Annotated in this window: 24 protein-coding genes; 17 read left to right on the top strand and 7 right to left on the bottom strand. The window is 70.4% G+C overall.

The features are described 5' to 3' along the window. Position 1 precedes the first annotated feature (1 nt). Complete coding sequence (urtE, locus tag U742_RS0108505) at positions 2–694, top strand: urea ABC transporter ATP-binding subunit UrtE (RefSeq protein ID WP_029352016.1); 693 nt, start codon at positions 2–4, stop codon at positions 692–694. 30 nt (positions 695–724) lie between these two features. Further along, positions 725–1,660 (top strand): acetamidase/formamidase family protein, encoded by a 936-nt coding sequence (locus tag U742_RS0108500; RefSeq protein ID WP_029352015.1) that lies wholly within the window; start codon positions 725–727, stop codon positions 1,658–1,660. 24 nt (positions 1,661–1,684) lie between these two features. Here the strand turns inward: U742_RS0108500 and U742_RS0108495 are convergent, their stop codons facing one another. Further along, positions 1,685–1,900, bottom strand: coding sequence for a YjiS-like domain-containing protein (locus U742_RS0108495; RefSeq protein ID WP_029352014.1), 216 nt, complete (start codon positions 1,898–1,900; stop codon positions 1,685–1,687). Positions 1,901–2,321: 421 nt separating this feature from the next. Between U742_RS0108495 and U742_RS0108490 the strand changes: the two genes are divergently transcribed. The 7 genes from U742_RS0108490 to U742_RS0108460 all read left to right on the top strand — a co-directional run bounded on the left by U742_RS0108490 (position 2,322) and on the right by U742_RS0108460 (position 8,530). Next, positions 2,322–4,115, top strand: coding sequence for an ABC transporter ATP-binding protein (locus tag U742_RS0108490; RefSeq protein WP_029352013.1), 1,794 nt, complete (start codon positions 2,322–2,324; stop codon positions 4,113–4,115). Between the two features lie 180 nt (positions 4,116–4,295). Further along, complete coding sequence (locus U742_RS0108485; protein ID WP_156034168.1) at positions 4,296–4,733, top strand: hypothetical protein; 438 nt, start codon at positions 4,296–4,298, stop codon at positions 4,731–4,733. Positions 4,734–4,778: 45 nt separating this feature from the next. After that, positions 4,779–5,468: a L,D-transpeptidase gene (locus U742_RS0108480; RefSeq protein WP_248310309.1), complete on the top strand. Its 690-nt coding sequence runs from the start codon at positions 4,779–4,781 to the stop codon at positions 5,466–5,468. Positions 5,469–5,651: 183 nt separating this feature from the next. Further along, the gene (locus tag U742_RS0108475; protein WP_029352010.1) at positions 5,652–5,924 is read left to right on the top strand and encodes a PepSY domain-containing protein; all 273 of its coding nucleotides are present in this window, start codon (positions 5,652–5,654) and stop codon (positions 5,922–5,924) included. A gap of 2 nt (positions 5,925–5,926) precedes the next feature. Next, positions 5,927–6,469 (top strand): cytochrome b/b6 domain-containing protein, encoded by a 543-nt coding sequence (locus U742_RS0108470; protein WP_029352008.1) that lies wholly within the window; start codon positions 5,927–5,929, stop codon positions 6,467–6,469. A gap of 37 nt (positions 6,470–6,506) precedes the next feature. Next, positions 6,507–7,184, top strand: coding sequence for a response regulator (locus U742_RS0108465; RefSeq protein ID WP_029352006.1), 678 nt, complete (start codon positions 6,507–6,509; stop codon positions 7,182–7,184). After that, positions 7,181–8,530, top strand: coding sequence for a sensor histidine kinase (locus tag U742_RS0108460; RefSeq protein ID WP_038360905.1), 1,350 nt, complete (start codon positions 7,181–7,183; stop codon positions 8,528–8,530). The genes U742_RS0108465 and U742_RS0108460 overlap by 4 nt, the downstream gene beginning before the upstream one ends. A gap of 36 nt (positions 8,531–8,566) precedes the next feature. Here the strand turns inward: U742_RS0108460 and U742_RS0108455 are convergent, their stop codons facing one another. Then, positions 8,567–9,268 carry a GntR family transcriptional regulator gene (locus U742_RS0108455; RefSeq protein WP_029351998.1) on the bottom strand — a complete coding sequence of 234 codons (702 nt, stop codon included), beginning with the start codon at positions 9,266–9,268 and terminating at the stop codon, positions 8,567–8,569. Between the two features lie 210 nt (positions 9,269–9,478). On the opposite strand from U742_RS0108455, the gene tcuA reads away from it, so the two are divergent. Beyond that, positions 9,479–10,888, top strand: coding sequence for an FAD-dependent tricarballylate dehydrogenase TcuA (tcuA, locus tag U742_RS0108450; RefSeq protein ID WP_029351989.1), 1,410 nt, complete (start codon positions 9,479–9,481; stop codon positions 10,886–10,888). Then, complete coding sequence (tcuB, locus tag U742_RS0108445) at positions 10,875–12,029, top strand: tricarballylate utilization 4Fe-4S protein TcuB (RefSeq protein ID WP_248310308.1); 1,155 nt, start codon at positions 10,875–10,877, stop codon at positions 12,027–12,029. Before tcuA ends, tcuB begins: the two co-directional genes overlap by 14 nt. A 43-nt stretch (positions 12,030–12,072) precedes the next feature. On the opposite strand, the gene infA is transcribed toward tcuB, so the two are convergent. Both infA and U742_RS21965 read right to left on the bottom strand, forming a co-directional pair. Beyond that, positions 12,073–12,354, bottom strand: coding sequence for a translation initiation factor IF-1 (gene infA, locus U742_RS0108440; protein ID WP_013168254.1), 282 nt, complete (start codon positions 12,352–12,354; stop codon positions 12,073–12,075). 196 nt (positions 12,355–12,550) lie between these two features. Continuing rightward, complete coding sequence (locus tag U742_RS21965; protein WP_248310307.1) at positions 12,551–14,302, bottom strand: DEAD/DEAH box helicase; 1,752 nt, start codon at positions 14,300–14,302, stop codon at positions 12,551–12,553. Between the two features lie 278 nt (positions 14,303–14,580). Between U742_RS21965 and U742_RS0108430 the strand changes: the two genes are divergently transcribed. The 3 genes from U742_RS0108430 to U742_RS0108420 all read left to right on the top strand — a co-directional run bounded on the left by U742_RS0108430 (position 14,581) and on the right by U742_RS0108420 (position 15,985). After that, positions 14,581–15,321: a methyltransferase domain-containing protein gene (locus tag U742_RS0108430; RefSeq protein WP_029351973.1), complete on the top strand. Its 741-nt coding sequence runs from the start codon at positions 14,581–14,583 to the stop codon at positions 15,319–15,321. Between the two features lie 68 nt (positions 15,322–15,389). Then, complete coding sequence (locus tag U742_RS0108425; protein WP_029351972.1) at positions 15,390–15,662, top strand: type II toxin-antitoxin system Phd/YefM family antitoxin; 273 nt, start codon at positions 15,390–15,392, stop codon at positions 15,660–15,662. Continuing rightward, positions 15,659–15,985, top strand: coding sequence for a type II toxin-antitoxin system RelE/ParE family toxin (locus U742_RS0108420; protein WP_029351970.1), 327 nt, complete (start codon positions 15,659–15,661; stop codon positions 15,983–15,985). Before U742_RS0108425 ends, U742_RS0108420 begins: the two co-directional genes overlap by 4 nt. A 12-nt stretch (positions 15,986–15,997) precedes the next feature. Here the strand turns inward: U742_RS0108420 and metW are convergent, their stop codons facing one another. Both metW and U742_RS0108410 read right to left on the bottom strand, forming a co-directional pair. Beyond that, a complete protein-coding gene (metW, locus tag U742_RS0108415; protein WP_197028221.1) occupies positions 15,998–16,630 on the bottom strand; it encodes a methionine biosynthesis protein MetW in 633 nt (210 codons plus the stop codon). A gap of 35 nt (positions 16,631–16,665) precedes the next feature. Further along, a complete protein-coding gene (locus U742_RS0108410) occupies positions 16,666–17,856 on the bottom strand; it encodes a homoserine O-acetyltransferase MetX (RefSeq protein ID WP_051660954.1) in 1,191 nt (396 codons plus the stop codon). 294 nt (positions 17,857–18,150) lie between these two features. Between U742_RS0108410 and U742_RS0108405 the strand changes: the two genes are divergently transcribed. From U742_RS0108405 to U742_RS0108395, 3 genes are all read left to right on the top strand, one after another. Then, the gene (locus U742_RS0108405) at positions 18,151–19,017 is read left to right on the top strand and encodes a chorismate mutase (RefSeq protein WP_029351965.1); all 867 of its coding nucleotides are present in this window, start codon (positions 18,151–18,153) and stop codon (positions 19,015–19,017) included. A gap of 79 nt (positions 19,018–19,096) precedes the next feature. After that, positions 19,097–20,218, top strand: coding sequence for a histidinol-phosphate transaminase (gene hisC, locus U742_RS0108400; protein WP_029351962.1), 1,122 nt, complete (start codon positions 19,097–19,099; stop codon positions 20,216–20,218). Further along, positions 20,208–21,143 carry a prephenate/arogenate dehydrogenase family protein gene (locus tag U742_RS0108395; RefSeq protein ID WP_029351961.1) on the top strand — a complete coding sequence of 312 codons (936 nt, stop codon included), beginning with the start codon at positions 20,208–20,210 and terminating at the stop codon, positions 21,141–21,143. The genes hisC and U742_RS0108395 overlap by 11 nt, the downstream gene beginning before the upstream one ends. 15 nt (positions 21,144–21,158) lie before the next feature. Here the strand turns inward: U742_RS0108395 and U742_RS0108390 are convergent, their stop codons facing one another. Further along, the gene (locus U742_RS0108390) at positions 21,159–22,211 is read right to left on the bottom strand and encodes a DUF2125 domain-containing protein (RefSeq protein WP_029351959.1); all 1,053 of its coding nucleotides are present in this window, start codon (positions 22,209–22,211) and stop codon (positions 21,159–21,161) included. Between the last annotated feature and the right edge of the window lie 101 nt (positions 22,212–22,312).

Raw genomic sequence — 22,312 nt, 5'->3', positions numbered from 1 at the left:
CATGCAGTTCCGTGTGGAGGCCCTCGACCAGCATTACGGCTCCGCGCAGGTGCTGCGCCATGTCGGCTTCGAGATCGCGCCGGGCTCCTGCATGGCGGTGCTCGGGCGCAACGGCGCCGGCAAAACCACGCTGCTGAAATGCATCATGGGCGTTCTGGCGCCCTCCTCGGGGCGGGTGCTGCTCGACGGCGCGGACGCCACCGCGTGGTCGCCGAACCGGCGCTCCCGCGCCGGCCTCGCCTATGTGCCGCAGGGCCGCGAGATCTTCTCCGAGCTCACCGTCGGCGAGAACATCGAGGCCGCCGCCCGCGCTCACGGCACGTATGGCACGCCGGCGATGGAGGAGGCGGTCGCGCTGTTCCCGGTGCTGCGCGAGATGTGGAAGCGCTCCGGCGGCGCGCTGTCCGGCGGCCAGCAGCAGCAGCTCGCCATCGCCCGCGCGCTCGTCACGCAGCCGCAGCTCCTCATCCTCGACGAGCCGACCGAGGGCATCCAGCCCAACATCGTCGCGCTGATCAAGACCGTGCTGACCTCACTGAAGGGCCGCATCTCGATCCTGCTGGTCGAGCAGTATCTCGATTTCGCGATCGATGTCGCCGACGCCTTCGTCGTCCTCTCGCGCGGCGCGGTGGTCGAATCCGGCACCGCGCAGGCCATGAGCCGCGAGCACCTCACCCGTCACATCGCCGTCTGAGCGCCATTCCAGTCAGTCGAGGAGTCCCGCATGTCGCGCCGCTTTGAAATCCCCGCCACCCCCGAGAACATGGTGTGGGGCTATCTCGACAGCTCGACCCCGCCGGTGCTGGAGGTCGCCTCGGGCGACGTGGTGACACTGCATTCCTTCCCCGCCGGCGGCAAGGAAGCTTTGCCGGACAACCTCCCCGTGCCGGAGGACTACATGGCGGCGCTCGACACGCTGCCGCAGGGCGCCGGCCCGCATTTCATCACCGGCCCGGTCCATGTGAAGGACGCCCGGCCCGGCGACGTGCTGCAGGTCGACATTCTCGACGTGAAGGTGCGCCAGGACTGGGGCTTCGTCTCCATCCTGCCGCTGCTCGGCACGCTGCCCGACGAGTTCACCGACTACGAGACCATCCACCCGACCGTCGACCATGCGCGCAATGTCTGCGTCATGCCGTGGGGCACGGAGATCCCGCTCGATCCGTTCTTCGGCATCATCGCCACCGCGCCGCCGCCGGCCTGGGGCCGCTGCGGCTCGCCGGTGCCGCGCGCCTTCGGCGGCAACATGGACAACAAGGAGCTGCGCGCCGGGACGACGCTCTATCTGCCGGTGTTCAACGAGGGCGCGCTGTTCTTCGCCGGCGACGGCCACGGCGTGCAGGGCGACGGCGAGGTGTGCATCACCGCGCTGGAGACCGGGGTCACCGGCACCTTCCGCCTCACCGTGCGCAAGGACATGGAGCTGGACTGGCCGTTCGCCGAGAGCGCCACGCATCTGATGTCGATCGGGCTCGACGAGGACCTCGACGACGCCGCCAAGCAGGCGACGCGCGAGATGGTCAAGCATGTCTGCCAGCGCACCAACCTGTCGCGCAACCAGGCCTACATGCTCTGCTCGCTGGCCGGAAACCTGCGCGTCACTCAATTGGTGGACGGCAACAAAGGCATCCACATGCTGCTGGCGAAGTCGCTGCTGTAATCGGCCGGGCGCGCCGGCCGCAGCTCAGCCCTGCCAGCCGGGCACCAGGCGCGCGGAGGCGGCCGGCCGCGCGGGCTGCGGGCGCGGCGCCGCGTCCCGCATCAGGCGGGCGGCGGCATCGAAGCCGTCGAGGCCAAGCCGGCGCAGCTCGCGCTCGTTCATGCGCGCGAGTTCGCGGCGAAGCCGGTGGTAGCGGCGATATTCCGCCACGGCGGAACGGATGAGCGCGACGAGGCGCATAGCGGTCCCCTTTTCGGCCATGCTGCAAAGCAGCAATTCGCTGTGAAACTATTGTGCGCCGCACGCTCGCGGAAGCGCCGCGCATGCATCTCTGCCCTGCGCGGAGCAGGGGTTCCGGGACCGATCTGACCGTGGCGGCAGCGCCGGAGACTTACGCGAGGGCACCCGGCGGATTGCCCGATCGTCTCCGCGATGCTATGTGAACACGTCCAATCGCGAAGAGAGGGAGGGGCATTGATGACATATTCGCACACGCGCCTCCCAGGCTTCCCGGGCCGCAGCAAGGGGCGAATCGCCTAGCGTTCGCCCAGCCGTCCGGAGCCCCGGCAACGGGGTCCGCCATCGCCCGCGGCATCGCAATCCCGGGCCATTTCCGCAAATCTCTTCGCAGGGAGAGGCGCTTTCGAAGCGCCGTTCCGCCATGTCGACATCTTCCGCAAACGGGGCCCGCGCGCTCCGCGACGTCCTGTCGTTCACTGCCCGCCACTGGGCGCGCCGCAAGGGGCTCGCCGGAGCGATCGCACTCGCCACCTGCCTCGCCACGCTGACCGAGGTGTTCGTGCCGCTGTTCGCCGGCCGGCTGGTCGACGCCCTCGCCGCCGGGCCGGGTCAGGCGCGCGCCGCCGTCGAGGCCTTCGCGGTCATGGCCGCGCTTGGCCTCGTCATGGTCGGGCTGCGCCACCTTGCCTGGTGGGGCGTGGTGCCGCTCACCCTCGGCATCATGGCCGACGTGGCGCAGGACACCTTCCGGCGCGTGCAGCGGCTCTCCACCGACTGGCACGCCAACAGCTTCGCCGGCTCCACCGTGCGCAAGATCACCCGCGGCATGTGGGCGATCGACACGCTCAACGACGTGCTGCTGCTGGCGCTGCTGCCCTCGGTGGTGGTGCTGCTCGGCACCGTGCTGCTGCTCGGCCTGCACTGGCCGCTGATGGGCCTCGTCATGGCGGTGGGCTCACTCGCCTATGGCGCGCTCACCGTGTCGCTCGCCACCCGCTACGTCGCGCCCGCCGCGCGGCTCTCCAACGCCTGGGACACCCGCATGGGCGGGCTTCTGTCGGACGCGCTCGGCGCCAATGCGGTGGTGAAGGCGTTCGGCGCCGAGCACCGCGAGGATGCACGGCTCTCCCGCCTCGTCGGGCGCTGGAGCCGGCGCACCGCGCGCACCTGGATGCGCTCGACCTGGAGCAGCACGGCGCAGTTTGCCCTGCTCTGGGCGATGCGCACGGCGGTCACCGGCACCGCGCTGTGGCTGTGGTGGCAGGGCCGGGCGACGCCCGGCGACGTCACCTATGTGCTCACCACCTATTTCGTGGTGCACGGCTATCTGCGCGACATCGGCCAGCACGTCCACCAGCTCCAGCGCTCGGTGAACGAGATGGAGGAGATGGTGCATCTCTACGACGCGCCCTATGGCGTGCCGGACCTGCCGCGGGCCAGGCCCCTGCCGATCCGCGCCGGCGAGGTGCGCTTCGAGCATGTTGGCTTCCATTACGGCGCCCATGCCCTCCCGCTCTATCGCGACCTCAACGTTACGATCGCGCCGGGCGAGCGGGTCGGCCTCGTCGGCCATTCCGGCTCCGGCAAGACCACTTTCGTGAAGCTGATCCAGCGGCTCTACGATGTGACCGAGGGCCGGGTGACGATCGATGGCCACGACGTGCGCGAGGCGACGCAGGCCTCGCTGCGTGGCCAGATCGCCATCGTCCAGCAGGAGCCGATCCTGTTCCACCGCACGCTGGCGGAGAACATCGCCTATGCCCGGCCCGGCGCCAGCGAGGAGGAGATCGTGCAGGCGGCGAAGCTCGCCAATGCGCATGATTTCATTATGCGCCTGCCGCGCGGCTACCAGACGCTGGTCGGCGAGCGCGGGGTGAAGCTCTCCGGCGGCGAGCGCCAGCGCGTGGCGCTGGCCCGCGCCTTCCTCGCCGACGCGCCGATCCTGATCCTCGACGAGGCGACCTCCAGCCTCGATTCGGAATCCGAGGCGCTGATCCAGGAGGCGATGGGCCGGCTGATGGCAGGGCGCACCGCGCTGGTCATCGCGCACCGGCTCTCCACGGTGCGCGCCCTCGACCGCATCCTGGTGTTCGATCAGGGCCGCATCGTCGAGGACGGCGACCATGAGAGCCTATTGGCGAATCCGCACGGCCAGTATCGCCGGCTGTTCGACCGGCAGTCCGGCGCGCTGGAGACGGCGCTCGCCGATTCGTGATGAGGGGCGGCGCGGCATCGCCATGGCCGCGCCGCCCTATGATACCTCCGAGTGTATCGCGCGCGTCACAGCCGCCAGTCGATGCACGCGGGAGCCGTTGTCGCCCCCGATCCGCTCTGGCATCAGGGCGGCAGGCATCGCCGGCCGGTCGTGGCGGCGGTGAGGAGTGCAGGTGGCGTGGTGAGCGTAGGCGCAAAGGACGATCGGCGCTTCGGAGCGGACCGGCGGAGCCGCCGCCCGCGCCTGCTGCGCACGCTGGCGCTCCTGCTGATCCTGATCGGCTGCCTCGCCAAGAGCGTCAGCCCCGTCCGCGCGACGATCATCGCCGGCAGCATCGTCGCCGCCGGTCTGGCGACGGACGGCGCGAAGATTGCCGGGCCGCGCGACGGGGCCGCGCCCGCCCTTGCATCCGCCGCTTCCGAGATGGCCCCCGACACCGCCAGGGACGGCCCGCCGACGGCATGCCTCTATGCGGTGCATTGCGTGCCGCTGATCGTCACCTTCGGCTTCACGCCCCGCCCGGCCACCATGCGCGTCGTCCATGTCATGCCGGAGAGCGCGGTGCCGCCCGGCTGGCAGAGCCACCCGCCGCTGCGTCCGCCGCGCGCCGTCGCCTGACCGGCCCGCCCGGCCTTCAGCGAAACGACGGATCACAACAGGTGGATGATGAACAACTGCATTTCGGATGCGGCCGGCGCCGCCATGCTCTCGCGCCGCGCCTTCCTGCTCTCCGGCACGCTGGCGCTCGCCGGCTGCGCCACCGGCCCGAACCGGCCGGGGCCGATCGCCAGCGCGCTTCCCGGCCCGGCCGGGCAATATGCGGCGATCTACGGCGCGATGGACGACGGCGGCGTCGAGATTCCCGCCATCGACATTTCGGAGATCGACCCGCGCTTCCTGCGCCAGGAGGTGGCTTATACGAGCCGCTACCCGGCCGGCACCATCGTGGTCGACCCGCATGAGCGCTTCGTCTATCTGCTGCGCGGCGGCGGACGGGCGATGCGCTATGGCTGCGGCGTCGGCAAGGCCGGCCTCGCCTTCCAGGGCGAGGCGGTCATCCAGCGCAAGGCGCACTGGCCCGGCTGGACGCCGACCCCCTCGATGATCGCCCGCGAGCCGGAGCGCTACGGCCCCTATGCCGGCGGCCTGCCGGGCGGGCTCGGCAATCCGCTCGGCGCCCGCGCGCTCTATCTCTACCGCGACGGGCGCGACACCTATTACCGGCTGCACGGCACCAACGAGCCGCAGAGCATCGGTCATGCGGTGTCGAGCGGCTGCATCCGGCTGTTCAACCAGGACATCATCGACCTCTACGACCGCACGCCGCCCGGCACGCGGGTGGTCGTGGTGTGAAGCGGGCGGCGGCCGGCAGGACAAGCGGCGAGGCAATTGGCGCGGCGGACAGCATCCTGACAGGCGGGCGCACCTAGACATCGGGGCACCGGCCGATGCGGCCGGATTCGCGGGCCCTCCCGCCCGGACCATCGCGTCCGGCGCGGGGTGCCCATCCGAGACCCATGTTCAGGAGCCTGAAGAATGCGTCATCTCATCGCCGGCCTCGTCGCGGCCGCCGTTCTCTCGCCGCTCGCCGCCCTCGCCGGCCCCGCCTGCACGCAGGAGCCCAAGGACAAGTGGATGTCCGAAGAGGCCATGAAGGCCAAGGTGGCCGAGATGGGCTACCAGAAGATCCGCACCTTCAAGGTCTCCGGTAGCTGCTACGAGATCTACGGCTACACCAAGGACGGCAAGAAGGCAGAGGTCTATTTCAACCCGGTCAGCGGCGCCGTGGTGAAGTCGGAGATCGACTGACCATGGCGACACCCCCAGCGGCCGGCCGGGAATTGCAGGTCCCGGTCTGGGACGTCGTCGTGCGGACGTTCCACTGGACGGTGGTGACCGGCTGCCTGCTCAACCTCTTCATTCTCGAGGATGGCGGGACGGCCCACGAGATCGTCGGCTACATCGTCGCCGGCGTTCTCGCCATCCGCCTGATATGGGGCTTCGTCGGCACGCGATATGCGCGCTTCGCGGATTTCGTGCCGACGCCCCGGCGCCTCGCGGGCTATCTCGCTGCGCTGGCGCAGGGGCGCGAGCCCCGCGTCATCGGCCACAATCCGGCCGGGGCGGTGATGATGGTCGCCCTCATGATCCTGCTCGCCGGCGTCTCGCTGACCGGCTGGATGATGGGCCTCGACGCCTTCTGGGGCGAGGAGTGGCTGGAGGAGCTGCACGAGGGCATCGCCAACGCCATACTGGTCCTTGCCGGGCTGCATGCGGCGGCGGCGCTGTTCGAGAGCTGGCGCCACCGCGAGAACCTCGTCTGGTCCATGGTGACCGGCCGCAAACGGGCGTAAGGCATCAGGCCATGGTGCCGGAGCACGGGTCGCGCAGATGAGGCTGCTTCTGGTGGAGGATAGCGACCGGCTTCGCGAGCTCGTCGGCGAGACGATCCGCGAGGCCGGCTGGCGGCTCGACGCCGTCGGCAGCGCCGGTGACGCCGAGGCGGCCCTCGCCGGCGCCGACTACGACCTCGTGCTGCTCGATCTCGGCCTGCCGGACGGCGACGGGCTCGACCTGCTGCGCGACCTGCGTCGCGCCGGCAAGGCGATCCCGGTGCTGGTGCTCACCGCCCGCGGCGCGGTCGACGAGCGCATCGCCGGCCTCGACGCCGGCGCCGACGACTACCTCGCCAAGCCCTTCAACAATGGCGAGCTGCTCGCCCGCGCCCGCGCCCTGCTGCGCCGTGCCCCGCTCGCCGTGCAGCCGGTGATCGAGGCCGGCGCCCTTCGCTACGACGTCGCCACCCACGAGGTGAGCTGCGCCGGCGAGCCATTGGCGCTCGCCCCGCGCGAGCGGGCGCTGCTCGAAGTGCTGATGCGCCATCTCGGCCGGGTCGCGAAGAAGCGCATGCTCGAGGAGAAGCTCTCCGCCTTCGACGAGGAGGTCAGCGCCAACGCCATCGAGCTTGCGGTCTCGCGGCTGCGGCGCAAGCTCGCACCCTTCCCGACCGGGATCGCCGTCGAGACCGTGCGCGGGGTCGGCTACCTGCTGCGCGAGACGACGCCGTGACGGCGCGCGCATCGCGGCCGCTGGTCGGCATCGTCGCGCGGCGCATCCTGCTGTTCGCCGCCATCGCCATGGTCGCGCAGCTCGCCGCCGTGCTGTGGGAATACGGGCGCGACCCGCAGAACCTCGCCCGCCTCATGCTGGAGCGCGAGACCCACGCCCTCGCCGGCGGGCTGACGGTGCAGGGAAGCCGCCTCGGCTACGAGCTGCCGCCCGCGCTGGCCGAGCGCTACGGGCACGAGGGCTCCGGCTATGTGGCGCGGCTGCGCACGCCGTCCGGCGTCATCCTGTTCTCGCAGTGCGACGCCTCCTGCACCGAGCATTTCCTCCCCCTTGACGTGAATCCGCCGGACTTCTGGCTGCGCAACCTGCCGGCCGGCCCCGCGCTCTCCTTCGCCGGCGGCCAGACCATCGCCACCGGAGGCCATATCGTCTTCATCGAGGTCGCCATCGGCGGCGACCCCGAGCACGCCGTCTGGGGCGTGCTGGCGGACGAGGCGATCGCCCACATGGTGGTGCCGATGAGCCTGACGCTCGTCTTCGTGCTCGGCGCCACGCTGCTGTCGATCCGCTCCGCGCTGGCGCCGGTGGCCGCGGCCGCCGCCGAGGCCGACCGGCTCGACCCGGCGGCATCGCATGCGGCGTTCGACACCGACGGCATGCCGCGCGAGATCGCGCAGTTCGCCCGCGCGGTGAACCGCTCCTATGCGCGGCTGCGCGAGTTGATGCAGTCGCAGAAGCTCTTCACCTCGGCGATCGCCCACGAGATCCGCACCCCGCTCGCCGTCATCAGCCTCGAGCTGGAGCGCATCGACCATCCCCGCGCGCGCTTGGCGCTGGAGGAGGTCGCCGAGCTGTCGCGCTTCGTCGACCAGATCGTCGCGCTGGCGCGGCTGGAGGCGGTGGATACCGCGGAGCGCGCGCCGATCGCGCTCGACGCGCTGCTCGAGGAGGTCGTCGCCTCCATCGCCGGCTGGGTCTACGGGCACGGCGCCAGCATCGCTCTGGAGGCGGGTGCCGGCGGCACGGTGTCCGGCCATGACGCGCTGCTGAAGGATGCGGTCCGCAACCTGGTGGAGAACGCCGTGCGCCATGGCGGGCCCGGCGTCGCCATCGTGGTCGCCGCGCCCGAGCCGGGGCTGATCCGCGTCAACGACGACGGCCGCGGTCCGGCCGCCACCGGGGAAAGGCCGGGCGGGACCGGCTATTACAAGCGCGCCGGTGGTCTCGGCATCGGCCTTGAGATCGTGCGCCGCATCGCCGCGCTGCATGGCGGCAGCTTCGAGCTGCGGCCCGCCCTAGGGCGCGGCGCCGTCGCGGAGATCCGCCTGCCGGCAGTCGAAACCTGAATTCGGACACGGCCTGAATTCGGCGGCGTCCGCCGTTCAACGTGGCGCTGCGCTCTCGACGAGGCCGAGCCGCACCCGCAGCGCCGTGCGGATATGGGCGCGAGCGAGCTGCTCGGCGCGGTCCGCGTCGCGCGCGGCGATGGCGTCGAGGATCGCGGCATGTTCGCCGACCGCCTCCTCCGGCCGCCCGGCGACGCTGAAGGTGGTCACCGTCAGCAGCGCGATGGTGTCCTGAAGCTCGCGCGCCGCGGCGTCGAGATAGGGGTTGCGCGCCGCCCGGTGGATCGAATCGTGGAACTGGCGGTTCAGCCGCGCCAGCTCGCGCTCGTCGCGCGACGCGGCGAAGCGGGCATGCACGTCGGCGAGCGCGGCGAGCTCGGGGGCCGAGGCGTGCTGGGCGGCGAGCCGCGCCGCCGCGCCTTCGATGATCTCGCGCATCACATAGAGGTCGACCACCTCGCCGGCGGCGAGCGTGCGCACTACCAGGCCCCGCCCACCGGACTGCTCAAGCAGGCCCTTGCCGAGCAACCGGCCGAGCGCCTCGCGCACCGGCGTCCGGCTGACTCCCAGCCGCTCGGCGATATCCTGCTCGCGCACGCGGTCACCGGGCTTCAGCTCGCCGCTGCGCACCGCGTCGAGCACGGCGAGGTAGACCCGCTCGCCGAGCGGCGCCTGCGAGCCCGGAGCCGAACCGGCGGCCGGAGCTGTGGCATTCTCCCTGATCCGGCTCTCGCTCATCGCGGCGCGATCCTGTTCCCGGCGCGCGCGGCGGCGCGCTGCCACAGCTTCTACATCAGCCCGGCTCCGCGCAAAGCCGGCGGGCTCAGTTTGGAACCGGTAAAACGCATTGCATCGTTTGGGATGCGATTGTATACGTTCGCATCCGAATATGCCAACGCCCCGCACCGACCCCGGTGCGCGCATCGAGACAGGTGAGCCGTGCTGGCCATGATCGACACCCCCGCCGCCTTCGCCCGGCCATGGGACGTCCTCGTCATCGGCGGCGGCAACGCCGCCTTGTGCGCGGCGATCAGCGCCCGGCGCTCCGGCGCCCGCGTGCTGGTTCTGGAGGGCGCTCCGCGTTTCTACCGCGGCGGCAATACGCGCCACACCCGCAACATGCGCTGCGCCCACGACGCTGCGACCGAGATCCTCACCGGCCCCTATTTCGAGGAGGAGTTCTTCGACGACCTGATGCGCGTCACCGGCGGCCAGACCGACCAGGAACTGGCCCGCCACATGATCCACGAGTCGAAGGAGATGCTGCACTGGATCGTCGAGCAGGGGGTGCGCTTCCAGCCCTCGCTCGGCGGTACGCTGAGCCTCGGGCGCACCAATTCCTTCTTCCTCGGCGGCGGCCGCTCCATGCTGAACGCGCTCTACCGCACGGCGGAGGGGCTCGGCGTCGAGGTCGCCTATGACGCCGAGGTGATCGACCTCGATGTCGATAAGGGGGTCTTCCGCGCCGCCACCGTCCGCCACGGCGGCGCGGTCTTCAAGGTGCGCGCGGCCACGCTGGTCGCTGCCGCCGGCGGCTTCGAGGCCAATATCGAGTGGCTGAAGGAAGGCTGGGGCGACATCGCCGAGAACTTCCTCATCCGCGGCACGCCCTATAACCGGGGCACGGTGCTGAAGATGCTGATCGGCAAGGGCGTCCAGTCGATCGGCGACCCGACGCAGTGCCACGCGGTGGCGATCGACGCCCGCGCGCCGAAATTCGACGGCGGCATCATCACCCGGCTCGACTGCGTGGTGTTCGGCATCGTCGTGAACAAGAACTGCGAGCGCTTCTACGACGAGGGCGAGGACATCTGGCCGAAGCGCTACGCCATCTGGGGCCGGCTGGTCGCCGCCCAGCCCGACCAGATCGCCTACATCGTCTTCGACGCCAAGTCGCTGAAGCTGTTCATGCCCTCGCTCTATCCGCCGGTGCAGGCGCCGAGCCTGCGCGAGCTCGCCGCCAAGCTCGAGCTCGATCCCGGCAAGTTCGCCGCGACGGTGGCGGAGTTCAACGGCGCGGTGCGGCCCGGCACCTTCGACGACAAGATCCTCGACGACTGCCGCACCGAGGGGCTGAGCCCGCCCAAGACCCACTGGGCGCGGCCGCTCGATACCGCGCCCTTCTACGCCTATCCGGTGCGACCCGGCATCACCTTCACCTATCTCGGCGTGCGGGTCGATCACGACGCCCGCATGCAGCTTGCCGACGGCGGCAAGGCCGAGAACATGTTCGCGGCCGGCGAGATCATGGCCGGCAACGTGCTCGGCAAGGGCTACGCCGCCGGCATCGGCATGACCATCGGCTCCGTCTTCGGACGCATCGCGGGCCGGGAGGCCGCCAACAATGCCCGCCAGTGACACCATGCTCGCCGCTGACCCGGTCCACGCCACGAACGCCCTGAAGGAAGCCGACCGGCTGATGACGGTCTGCAATTCCTGCCGCTACTGCGAGGGCCTGTGCGCGGTCTTCCCGGCCATGGAGATGCGCCGCTCCTTCTCGGACGGAGACCTCAACTATCTGGCCAATCTCTGCCATTCCTGCGGCGCCTGCTACTATGACTGCCAGTTCTCGCCGCCGCACGAATTCGACATCAACGTGCCGCGCAACCTCGCGGTGGTGCGCGCCGACAGCTACCGCGCCTATGCCTGGCCCGCCGCGCTGCGCCCGATGTTCGACCGCAACGGCCTCGCCATCAGCCTCGTTGCCGCGCTCAGCGTCGCCGCCTTCATCCTCGGCTTCATAGCCTGGCACGATCCCGCCGTGCTGTTCGGCACCCATACCGGGCCGGGCGCCTTCTACCGGCTGATGCCGCACAACGCGATGGCCGCCCTGTTCGGCGGCGTGTTCCTCTATGCGATTGTCGCGCTGGTGCTCGGTGTGTGCGCCTTCTGGCGCGACATCGGCGCGCCGGGCGCCGAGATCGCCGATCCGCCCTCGCTCTGGCAGGCGATCAAGGATGCCGGGCAGCTACGCTATCTCGACGGCGGCGGGGTCGGCTGCATGAACGAGAGCGAGAAGCCGGACGACAACCGCCGGCTCTACCACCATTTCACCTTTTACGGCTTCATGCTGTGCTTCGCGGCGACCTCGGTGGCGACGCTGTATCACTACCTGCTCGGCCGCGAGGCGCCCTACCCGATCTGGGACCTGCCGGTGCTGCTCGGCACGGCGGGCGGCGTCGGCCTCATCGTCGGGCCGATCGGGCTCTTGGCGGCAAAGTTCCGCCGCGAGAAGGCGATGCAGGACGAGGCGCGCTTCGGCATGGACGTCGCCTTCCTCGGCATGCTGTTCCTGACCAGCCTCACCGGCCTCGCGCTGCTCGCCCTGCGCGCCACGCCGGCCATGGGCGTGCTGCTGGCGCTGCATCTCGGCGTCGTCTTCGCGCTGTTCTTCACCATGCCCTACGGCAAGTTCGTGCACGGCATCTATCGCTTCGTGGCGCTGGTGCGCTACGCGAAGGAGCGCCGCACGCTCGCCGCCGGAGCGGCCGAGGCGTAGGTCCCGGATCGGAAGGAAACAGGCGGGAGGCCGCAGGCCGCGCTCAGCGGCGGCGGCCCGGAGGCGGGCGGCGCTGGCCGGAGCCGATCGGCGGGGTCGGGCCACCGGTCTTGTGGCGGAAGTTGATGCGCCCGCGCTCGAGGTCGTAGGGCGACATCTCGACGACAACGCGGTCGCCGACAATGGTGCGGATGCGGTTCTTCTTCATCTTGCCCGCCGCATAGGCGAGAATTTCATGCTCATTGTCGAGCACGACGCGGAAGTTCCCGTCCGGGAGCACTTCCGTCACCGTGCCGTCGAACTCCAGCAGTTCCTCTTTCGCCATTCCTGGCTCTCCTCACTCAGCGATGCCGGCGATGCGCCGCAAGCGTTCCGCCCCTATCGGGGAACGTCCTTTGCCGCGCCGCGCCGCACTTGTCCATTCCTGAGCCGCCAACCGCGCGACGAACGCGGCCGGGGCTTGGTCGGCTGCCGCAGGGACATACTCCCGCGGCAGCTTTTTGTCTCGCGCGAAGCGCAGGTCAGTTCGCCGGACGGCGGTTGCCGCGGAAGCCCTCGCGACGCGGGGCCTTGCGGGCGTCGGCGCGGCCCGGCTGCATGAAGCGCAGCCCGCCCATCTCGCCGCCGCGCTCCTGCGAGCGCTCGCCGCCGCGATGATCGTTGCCGCGATGCTCGCCGGCCCGGCCCTCATGACGGCCATCGTGACCGCGATGTTCGCCGCGCACCTCGCCGGAGCGATGCTCGGGCCGAGGACCGGAACGCGGCCCGCGATGCTCCGCACGCCCCTCGCCCGCCTCACCGGCCGGACGCGGACCGCGCGGCGGACCGGAGCGGTGATGCCGCTCGCCGTCACGACGTTCCTCACCATGCGGACGCTCACCAGGCACGCGCTCGCCGAAGGGGCGATCGCTGCGCGGACGATCACCGTAGGGGCGGTCGCTATGGGGACGATCCTGGCGCGGACGATCGCCGGCCGGGCGCTCACCGCGGCCTTCGCCGCCGAAGCGACCGCCGCCGTGACGTCCATCCTCACGACGCGCGCCTTCGTGGCGGGGGCGCTCGTGACGACCACCCTCGCGGGCCTCACGCGGGGCACCCTCGCGGCTCTCGCCATCCGCGCGCGGCGGGCGACGCTCGCCACGCGATTCGCCGCGGCGGTCGGTCGAGGGGATCGAAATCTTGATCAGCCGCTCGATGTCGCGGAGAAAGGCGCGCTCCTCGCCGTCGCAGAAGGAGATGGCGATGCCCTCGCGGCCGGCGCGCGCGGTGCGCCCGATGCGGTGAACATAGCTCTCCGGCACGTTCGGCAGGTCGTAGTTCACCACATGGCTGACGCCCGGCACGTCGATGCCGCGCGCGGCGATGTCGGTCGCCACCAGCACCCTCACCTTGCCTTCGCGGAAGGCGGCGAGCGCCCGCTCGCGCTGCGGCTGCGACTTGTTGCCGTGGATCGCCTCGGCGTCGATGCCGGCGGCGGCAAGGCCCTTCACCACCCGGTCGGCGCCGTGCTTGGTGCGGCTGAACACCAGCGCGCGGTCGACGGCCTCGTCGGACAACACCTCGGCCAGCAGGCCGGGCTTGCCGTTGCGGTCGGTGAGGATGACCCGCTGGTCGATCTTGTCGGCGGTCTTGGCGACCGGGGTCACCGCGACGCGGACGGGATCGGTGAGCAACTGGGCGGCGAGCTTCTCGATCTCCTTCGGCATGGTGGCCGAGAAGAACAGGTTGCGCCGCACCGACGGCAGCTTCGCCACGATGGCGCGGATGGCATGGATGAAGCCCATGTCGAGCATCTGGTCGGCCTCGTCGAGGACAAAGACCTCGACCTCGTTCAGCCGCACCGCATCGTTCTCCATGAGATCGACGAGGCGGCCGGGGGTCGCCACCAGCACGTCGACGCCGTTCATCAGCGCCCGCGCCTGACGGCCGAGCGGCACGCCACCGATGGCGAGCGCGGTCGAGGGCCGCACATGCTTGCCGTAGAGGCGGAAGCTGTCGAGGATCTGCCCCGAGAGCTCGCGGGTCGGGCTCAGCACCAGCGCGCGGGCGGTGCGGCGCTCGGGCCGGCGGCGGTGGGTGACGAGATGGTTGAGGATCGGCAGGGCGAAGGCGGCGGTCTTGCCGGTTCCGGTCTGCGCGATGCCGACGAGATCACGGCCGGCGAGCACCTGCGGGATCGCCTCGGCCTGGATCGGGGTGGGGGTGACGTGGTTCGCTTCGGAAAGCGCCTTCAGAATGGGCTCGGCGAGGCCGAGCTCGGAAAAAGTTGTCAAGTAGCGTTCTTTCAAATTGGCACGGTTCGCGGGCGCTGCCGGCTTCTCCGGCGCGCCGCGGTGCGGGGGTTCAAGAGACACCCCGCGTGGCCTGGGACGTCATGGACGATCGGATGATGGGGGCCGAAGACTGCGGCGGTGCGCCTTTGAGGCGAAAACCGAAGCGGAAATCGAGCAACGCGGCCCCGAATGCGGATCGAACATCCGCACGCAGCGCCTATGTGGCCCAGATGCGTGGTGATTTCAAGGCGTCGCGTGCCGCGCTATAAGCTCGTCGCATGTTTCCCGACGTCGTGGACCTGCGCAGCTTCTACGCCCAGCCGCTCGGCGTGGTCACCCGCCGGCTGGTGGGGCGCGCCATCCGTGCGCGCTTCAACGACGTCTCTGGCCTCTCGGTGCTCGGCATCGGCTATGCGACGCCCTATCTCGGCGTGTTCCGCGAGGAGTGCGAGCGGGCGCTCGCCTTCATGCCGGGCGCGCAGGGCGTCACCCGCTGGCCTTCCGCCGCGCCGACGCTCGCCGCCCTCGTCGACGAGACCGAGCTGCCGCTGCCCGGCGGGGTGATCGACCGCGTCATCGCCGTGCACCTTCTGGAGATGACGCCCAACGCCGAGGAGGTGCTGCGGGAGGTCTGGCGCGTGCTGGCGCCGGGCGGGCGGCTGCTCTGCGTGGTGCCGAACCGGCGCGGCGTCTGGGCGCGGGCGGACACCACGCCCTTCGGCCATGGCCGGCCCTTCTCGCGCAGCCAGCTCACCAACCTGCTGCGCGAGGCGCTGTTCACGCCGGTCGGCTGGAGCGAGGCGCTGTACATCCCACCGGTGCCGCGCACCTGGTTCCTGCGCTCGGCGGTGGCATGGGAGCGCGCCGGGGCGACGCTGTCGCTGCCCTTCGCCGGGGTGCATGTGGTGGAAGCGACCAAGCAGGTCTATAAGCCGGTCCAGGCTCGCAAGCGCGCCCGGCTGCGGGTGCTGGAGCCGGTGCTCGACCCCGTGCTCGCGCCGCAGCCGGCGGGCGGGTGAGCCACCCGGCGAGCTACCGGCCGGACTGAATCCGGTCTATATTCGGTCCTCTTATCCGGAGGTCCGCCATGAAGCTTTCCGAACGCATCAAGCCGATCAGCTACCTCAAGGCCAACGCCGCCGAGGTGATCCAGAAGCTGTCCGAGCACGGCCAGCCCTTCATCATCACGGTGAACGGCGAGGCCAAGGCCGTGCTGCAGGACATCGACAGCTACGAGGAGATGCAGGAGGCGATCGCGATGCTGAAGATCGTCGCGATGGGACAGGAGGAGATTCGGGAGGGGAAGTTCGTCACGCTTGAGGAGGTGCGCAAGCGCTTTCAGAAGAAGCACGGCGCATGACGTCCCATGCGGTGCACGTCACCACCGAGGCGGAGAACGATATCGACGCCATTCACGAATATCTGTCGATCAATGAATCGACAGAACGCGCCCACCGCGTCGCCAACGGGCTATTCGATACGATCGAAACGCTCGGCGATATGCCAGCGCGCGGCAATTTTCCGAAGGAGTTGGACTATCTCGGACGACGAGACATCCGCGAACTTCATTGCGGAGCGTATCGAATTTTCTATCAGATCGAGGAGCGGGGCGTATTCGTGATCGCCGTCGCCGATGGCCGGCGCGACATGCGGGAATTCCTGCGCCGGCGGCTGGAGCGGTAGCCGGCCCGCGGCTCACCCCTTCCGCGTCAGCAGGAAGATCGCCTGCTCGCCGAGCAGGTTCCACACCCACCAGGGCATCTTGAAGCGCACCGAATGGCCCGACGCGTCGAGCGCGGCGGCGCGCTCGATCTTCGCCCCCACCTCGCCGGCCAGCTCGACGAAGTCGCGGATCGTGCAGAAATGGATGTTCGGCGTGTCGTGCCAGCTATAGGGCAGGTTCTCGGTGCGCGGCATGCGCCCGTTCATGACGAGGTCGAGCCGCATCCGCCAGAAGCCGAAATTGGGGAAGGAGACGATCGCCCGCCGGCCGACCCGCAGCATCTGCTCCAGCACCCATTTCGGACGGCGCGTCGCCTGGATGGTCTGCGACAGGATCACATAGTCGAAGGCGTCGTCCGGATAGTCGCCGAGATCGACGTCGGCATCGCCCTGGATCACCGCGAGCCCGCGCGCGACGCTGGCGTTCACCCCCTCGCGCGAGAGCTCGATGCCGCGTGCGTCGCAGCCGCGGGTGCGGGCGAGCAGCTCCAGCAGTTCGCCGTCGCCGCAGCCGACGTCGAGCACCCGCGAGCCGGGCGCCACCATCTCGGCGAGCAGCAGCAGGTCGACGCGCTTGCCGGATTCCGCCCGCGCCGCCTCGCGCATGGTGAGGTCGGACGCCCCCCGCTCGGTCAGCGCCATCACGGCACCCCCACGGTGCGGGCGGCGGCGTCGAGGAAGCCGCGCGTGATGGCGAAGAACTCCGGCTCCTCCAGCAGGAAGGCGTCGTGGCCCTTGTCGCTCTCGATCTCGGCGAAGGAGACCGAGGCGCCGGCCGCGTTCAGCGCATGCACCACGGCGCGCGAGTCCGCCGTCGGGAACAGCCAGTCGGTGGTGAAGGAGACGAGGCAGAAGCGCGTGGCGGTGCCGCGGAAGGCCTTGGCGAGCACGCCGCCATAGTCCGCAGCGAGGTCGAAATAGTCCATGGCGCGGGTGACGTAGAGATAGGAATTGGCATCGAAGCGGTCGACGAAGGCCTCGCCCTGATGGCGCAGATAGCTCTCCACCTGAAAATCCGCGTCGAAGGAGAAGGTCCGCCCCTCGCGGTCCTGCAGCCGCCGGCCGAACTTCCGGTGCAGCGAACTGTCGGACATGTAGGTGATGTGCGCCGCCATGCGCGCCACGGCGAGGCCGCGCCGCGGGCTGGTGCTCTCGGCGAGATAGGCGCCGCCGCGCCAGTCGGGATCGGCCATGATCGCCTGCCGGCCGACCTCGTGGAAGGCGATGTTCTGCGCCGAGTGCCGCGCGGCGGTGGCGATCGGCATGGCCGCGAAGACGCGGTCCGGATAGCTCGCCGCCCATTGCAGCACCTGCATGCCGCCCATCGAGCCGCCGACCACGGCGAGCAGCTTCTCGATGCCGAGATGGTCGATCAGCATGGCCTGCGCGCGCACCATGTCGCCGATCGTCACCACCGGCAGGTCGAGCCCGTAGATCTTGCCCTTGCCGTCCGCCGAGGACGGCCCCGTGGTGCCCATGCAGCCGCCGAGCACGTTGGAGCAGATGACGAAGAAGCGGTCGGTGTCGATCGGCTTGCCCGGCCCGACCAGCGTCTCCCACCAGCCCGGCTTGCCGGTCACCGGATGGACGTTGGCGGCATGCTGGTCGCCGGAGAGCGCGTGGCACAGCAGGATCGCGTTGGAGCGCGCGGCGTTCAGCGTGCCATAGGTCTGGTAGGCGATCTGGAACGGCGTGAGCACGCCGCCGGCGTCGAGGCTCAATGGCTTGTCCGGCCCGAAGCGCACCACCGCCGAATGTGGACGGTCCGCCTCGCCCCGCGCCAGCGCTTCCGGCTGGAGAGCCTCCACCGATGCCGTTCCGATGAGTGCCATGGCGACAATGCCTGCTATTCTTCGTTTCCGTCCCGCCGGCGCGTCTTGTCGCCACGCACGGTCCACCCGCCCGAAACCGACTTACCGGACGAATGGTTCGTTATACCGGACGATCCGATGAACCTACAGACGCATCTTGTCAATATCGCGGGAAGGCGGGCCTACCCGGCACGGTCCCGGTTCCGCGCTCCGCTCCGGCCGGGACGAGCGCGGAAGCCGCGTGCGGAGCGCAGGGCGCGGGAACCCGGCCCGCCTCTTCCCTCGGCGATGAAAGGGTTCTAGGACAGTCGCCCGATGGAACCCGCCGCCAAGCCGCAAAGCCAGCTTCCCACCCTTGCCGAGCTGCGCGCCGAGATCGACCGCATCGATGCGGCGATGCACGCGCTGCTGATGGAGCGTGGCGAGATCATCGACACGCTGGTGGCGGTCAAGCGCTCGCGCGGCGCCGAGGGCGGCTCGGCCTTCCGCCCGGCGCGCGAGGCGTCGATGATGCGCCATCTGGTCGACCGCCATCGCGGCCTCTTACCGCTCGACACCGTCGAGGGCATCTGGCGCGTCATCATCTCGACCTTCACCTATGTGCAGGCGCCCTATGCCGTGCATGCCGACGTCGCCTCGGGCGAGGCGGCGATGCGCGATGCCGCGCGCTTCCATTTCGGCTTCACCGTGCCCTTCGAGGCGCATATGGGCGCCGGCGGCGTCGTTGCGGCGGTGGCAGCCTCCAAGGGCGACCTCGGCCTGGTGCCGGCCTTCGCCGCGCCCGGCACCGGCGCCTGGTGGACCGCGCTCGAGCCCGAGGCGGCGCCGAAGATCATCGCCCGCCTGCCCTTCGTCGAGCGGGCCGACCATCCCGCCGGCCTGCCGGTATTCTGCATCTCCCATCCGGTGACCGACGGCGCCGTGACCGAGGTCGAGGTGTGGAGCGTGCGGGTAGCCGGCTGGAGCGCCAACGCCGCCCGCGCCCTCGCCCCGCTCGCCGAGGTCATCGCCGTGCCCGACCGCGGCTTCGACGCCGCCGCGCTGCTGGTGCCGGTTTCCGCGAACGGCACCCACGGGCTGGAGGCGGTGCTCGGCACGCTGCGCGCCGCCGGAACCTCGGTGCGCTCGGCGGCACTCGTCGGCAGCCACGCGAGCCGCTATACCCACTCCCCGCAGGATTGACGGCCGCCTCGTCGCGACCGCACCGACTGCACGGATCGTCCACTCACCACACTGATCGAACACTTCCCGGAGCCGTCCCATGTCGTCCGCCGCGCTGCCGTCCCGCCCCACGCCCCGCCCGAGCGTGATGGCGATCGAGGCCTATGTGCCCGGCAAGGCGCATGCCGGAGGTGGCGGGCGGGTGTACAAGCTCTCCGCCAACGAGAACCCGCTCGGCGCCAGCCCCAAGGCGCTCGAGGCGTTCCGCGCCGCCGGCGGCCATCTGGAGCTCTACCCGGACGGCAGCGCCGTCGCCCTGCGCGCCGCCATCGGCGCGACCTATGGCCTCGACCCGTCGCGCATCGTCTGCGGCACCGGCTCGGACGAGCTGATCGCCGTGCTCGCCCATGTCTATGCCGGGCCGGGCGACGAGGTGCTCTATTCCCAGCACGGCTTCCTGCTCTACCGCGTCGCCGCGCTGGCCGCCGGCGCCACCCCCATTGTCGCCCCGGAGAAGGGCTACGTGACGGATGTGGACGCGATTCTGGCGGCGGTGACGGAGCGTACGCGCATCGTCTTCCTGGCCAATCCGAACAACCCGACCGGCACCTACATCCCGTTCGACGAGGTGAAGCGGCTGCAGCGCGGGCTGCCGGGCAACGTGCTGCTCGTGCTCGACGCCGCCTATGCCGAATATGTCCGGCGCAACGACTACGAATCCGGCATCGAGCTGGTCGCCACCTGCCCGAACGTGGTGATGCTGCGCACCTTCTCGAAGATCTACGGCCTCGCCGCGCTGCGCGTCGGCTGGATGTACGCTCCCGCCGAGGTGGTGGAGGCGGTGAACCGCATTCGCGGCGTGTTCAACGTCAACGCCCCGGCGCTCGCCGCCGCCGCCGCCGCGATCGCCGACACCGCCCATGTGGAAGCTTCGGTCGCCCATAATGCCAAGTGGCTGCAATGGCTGGACGATGAGCTGACCGCTCTCGGCCTGACCGTGCTGCCAAGCGTCGGCAATTTCCTGCTGGTGCTGTTCCCACAGACGCCCGGCCACACGGCCGCCGAGGCGGACGCCTTCCTGTCGGCACGCGGGCTCATCCTGCGTCGCATGGACGGCTACGGGATACCGCAGGCGCTGCGCCTCACCGTCGGCACCGAGGAGGCGAACCGCCTCGTCGTCGCGGCGCTCGCCGAGTTCCTGGGGAAGAGCCATGGTGCTTGATCCCCCGGTCGCGCGCCCGCTCGTCGGGCGCCTCGCCGTGATCGGCATCGGCCTGATCGGCTCGTCGATCCTGCATGCCGTGCGCACCCGCCGCCTCGCCGGCTCGACCGTGGCGACGGATGCCGCGCCGGAGGTGCTGGCGCGCGCGAAGGAACTCGGCCTCGCCGACGAGATCGCGCCTGACGTTGCCGCTGCCGTGAAGGACGCCGACCTTGTCATATTGTGCGTGCCGGTCGGCGCCATCGGCGAGGTCGCGGCGGTGATCGCCCCGCATCTGAAGCCCGGCGCCACCGTGTCGGATGTCGGCTCGGTCAAGGGCGCGGTGCTCGCCGCGCTGAAGGCGCATCTGCCGGAGGGCGTCCACATCGTGCCCGCCCATCCCGTCGCCGGCACGGAATATTCCGGCCCGGACGCGGGCTTCGCGACGCTGTTCAAGAACCGCTGGTCGATCCTCACCCCGCCGGAGGATGCCGATCCCGAGGCCGTCCGCATGGTCTCCGATCTGTGGGCCGCGATGGGCGCCAATGTCGAGGTGATGGCCGCCGATCACCACGATCTAGTGCTCGCCATCACCAGCCATGTGCCGCATCTGATCGCCTACAACATCGTCGGCACCGCCGCCGATCTGGAGACGGTGACGCAGTCGGAAGTCATCAAATACTCGGCCGGCGGCTTCCGCGACTTCACCCGCATCGCCGCCTCCGACCCGACCATGTGGCGCGACATCTTCCTCAACAATCGCGAGGCGGTGATCGAGGTGCTCGGCCGCTTCACCGAGGACCTGATCGCGCTGCAGCGGGCGATCCGCTGGAACGAGGGCGACACGCTGTTCGAGCTGTTCACCCGCACCCGCGCCATCCGCCGCTCGATCATCGAGCTCGGCCAGGAGACCGCCGCGCCGGACTTCGGCCGCGAGCACGACTGACCATTTCGGCCCGCTTTAGTAGAGCGGGCCGATCTTGCCGAGCGGGATGAAGCCGAGGAACACCCGGCCGTCGCGGAACTGGAACGGGAAGGCCGCGCCCTTGCGGCCGTCGACCTGCGTCGGCGTGCCGGCGGCCATCACCATCGGCGCGAATCCGGCGAGGTCCGCGGGCATCAGCCCCGAGGCGCCGAGCGCCGCGACGAGCCGCTCCGGTCCGACCACCGAGAGCTGCGCCTCGCCGGACGGACGGCCGCGGTCGTCGAGGCCGAGATTGCCGGTCGTCACCATCGTACCGCCGCCCGAGGAGAGCTTGCCGAGCACCAGGTTCAGCCGCCCGCCCGCGCCCTGCCAGAGCCGCAGGCGCTCGTCGAGCGGCATGGAGCGGAACTCCGGCACCGCCGTCACCTGCGCCTGCAGCTCGCCGTCGACCGGCGCCGGCGCGGTCCCGCCCAGCGCCGGTCCGGTCGCCGCGTGCATGCCGGCGGCGACGTCGAGCGTCGGCCCGGCATCGCCGGGGTGGTGGCGCACATGCACCTCGACGTGCTTTGCCGCGAACAGCGAGGTGCTGCCCTGCGTCAGCGCGTAGTCGTTCGCCGAGACCGAGACGCGCTCCGGCTTGCCGTTCGCACCGACGCCGCTCGCCTGCAGGAGGCTCCAGTTCGCCGTCAGCTCCTTGCCGGTCGCCGTCTCGACGATGCGGGCGGGGCCCTTGAACTCGGCGATGATGTGCTGCGGGTCCCACACCTGCGCCACCGCATGGGCGCGCGCCGCATCCGCCTTCCATTGCGAGGCGCCGGTAAAAGCGAGGCTCGGCGCCTCGCAGATCAGCTCGAAGCGGAAGGGAAAGCCGCCGAAGCTCAGCGAACCGCAGCTCCAGTTGCGTCCCTGCGCCGCCTCGCGGACGACCCAGTGGTTGATCTCGTCCTGAACCCGGCTCGAGGCGTAGAACCACGCCGCGGTCCAGCCGGCGGCGAGCAGCAGCAATATCGCGACCGGGGCGATGACGATCCAGGGCGCGCGGCGGCGCGGCGTCGACGGACCGGCGAGGCTGGCTTCGGGATGGCTCATGGATGGGCTTTCGCGAGTGGACACGGGAACGGCCGCGACCGGAGGCCGGCCGAAGCTACAGACGTTGCGCCGGCTTGGGAATCCGGCGGCGGCGAGCGCGG

The sequence above is a fragment of the Allobosea sp. 117 genome (assembly GCF_000702305.1).
Taxonomy (GTDB): Bacteria; Pseudomonadota; Alphaproteobacteria; order Rhizobiales; family Xanthobacteraceae; genus Ancylobacter.
Note: the sequence above shows the minus strand (reverse complement) of the source record. Positions and strands in the feature narration are given on the sequence as shown.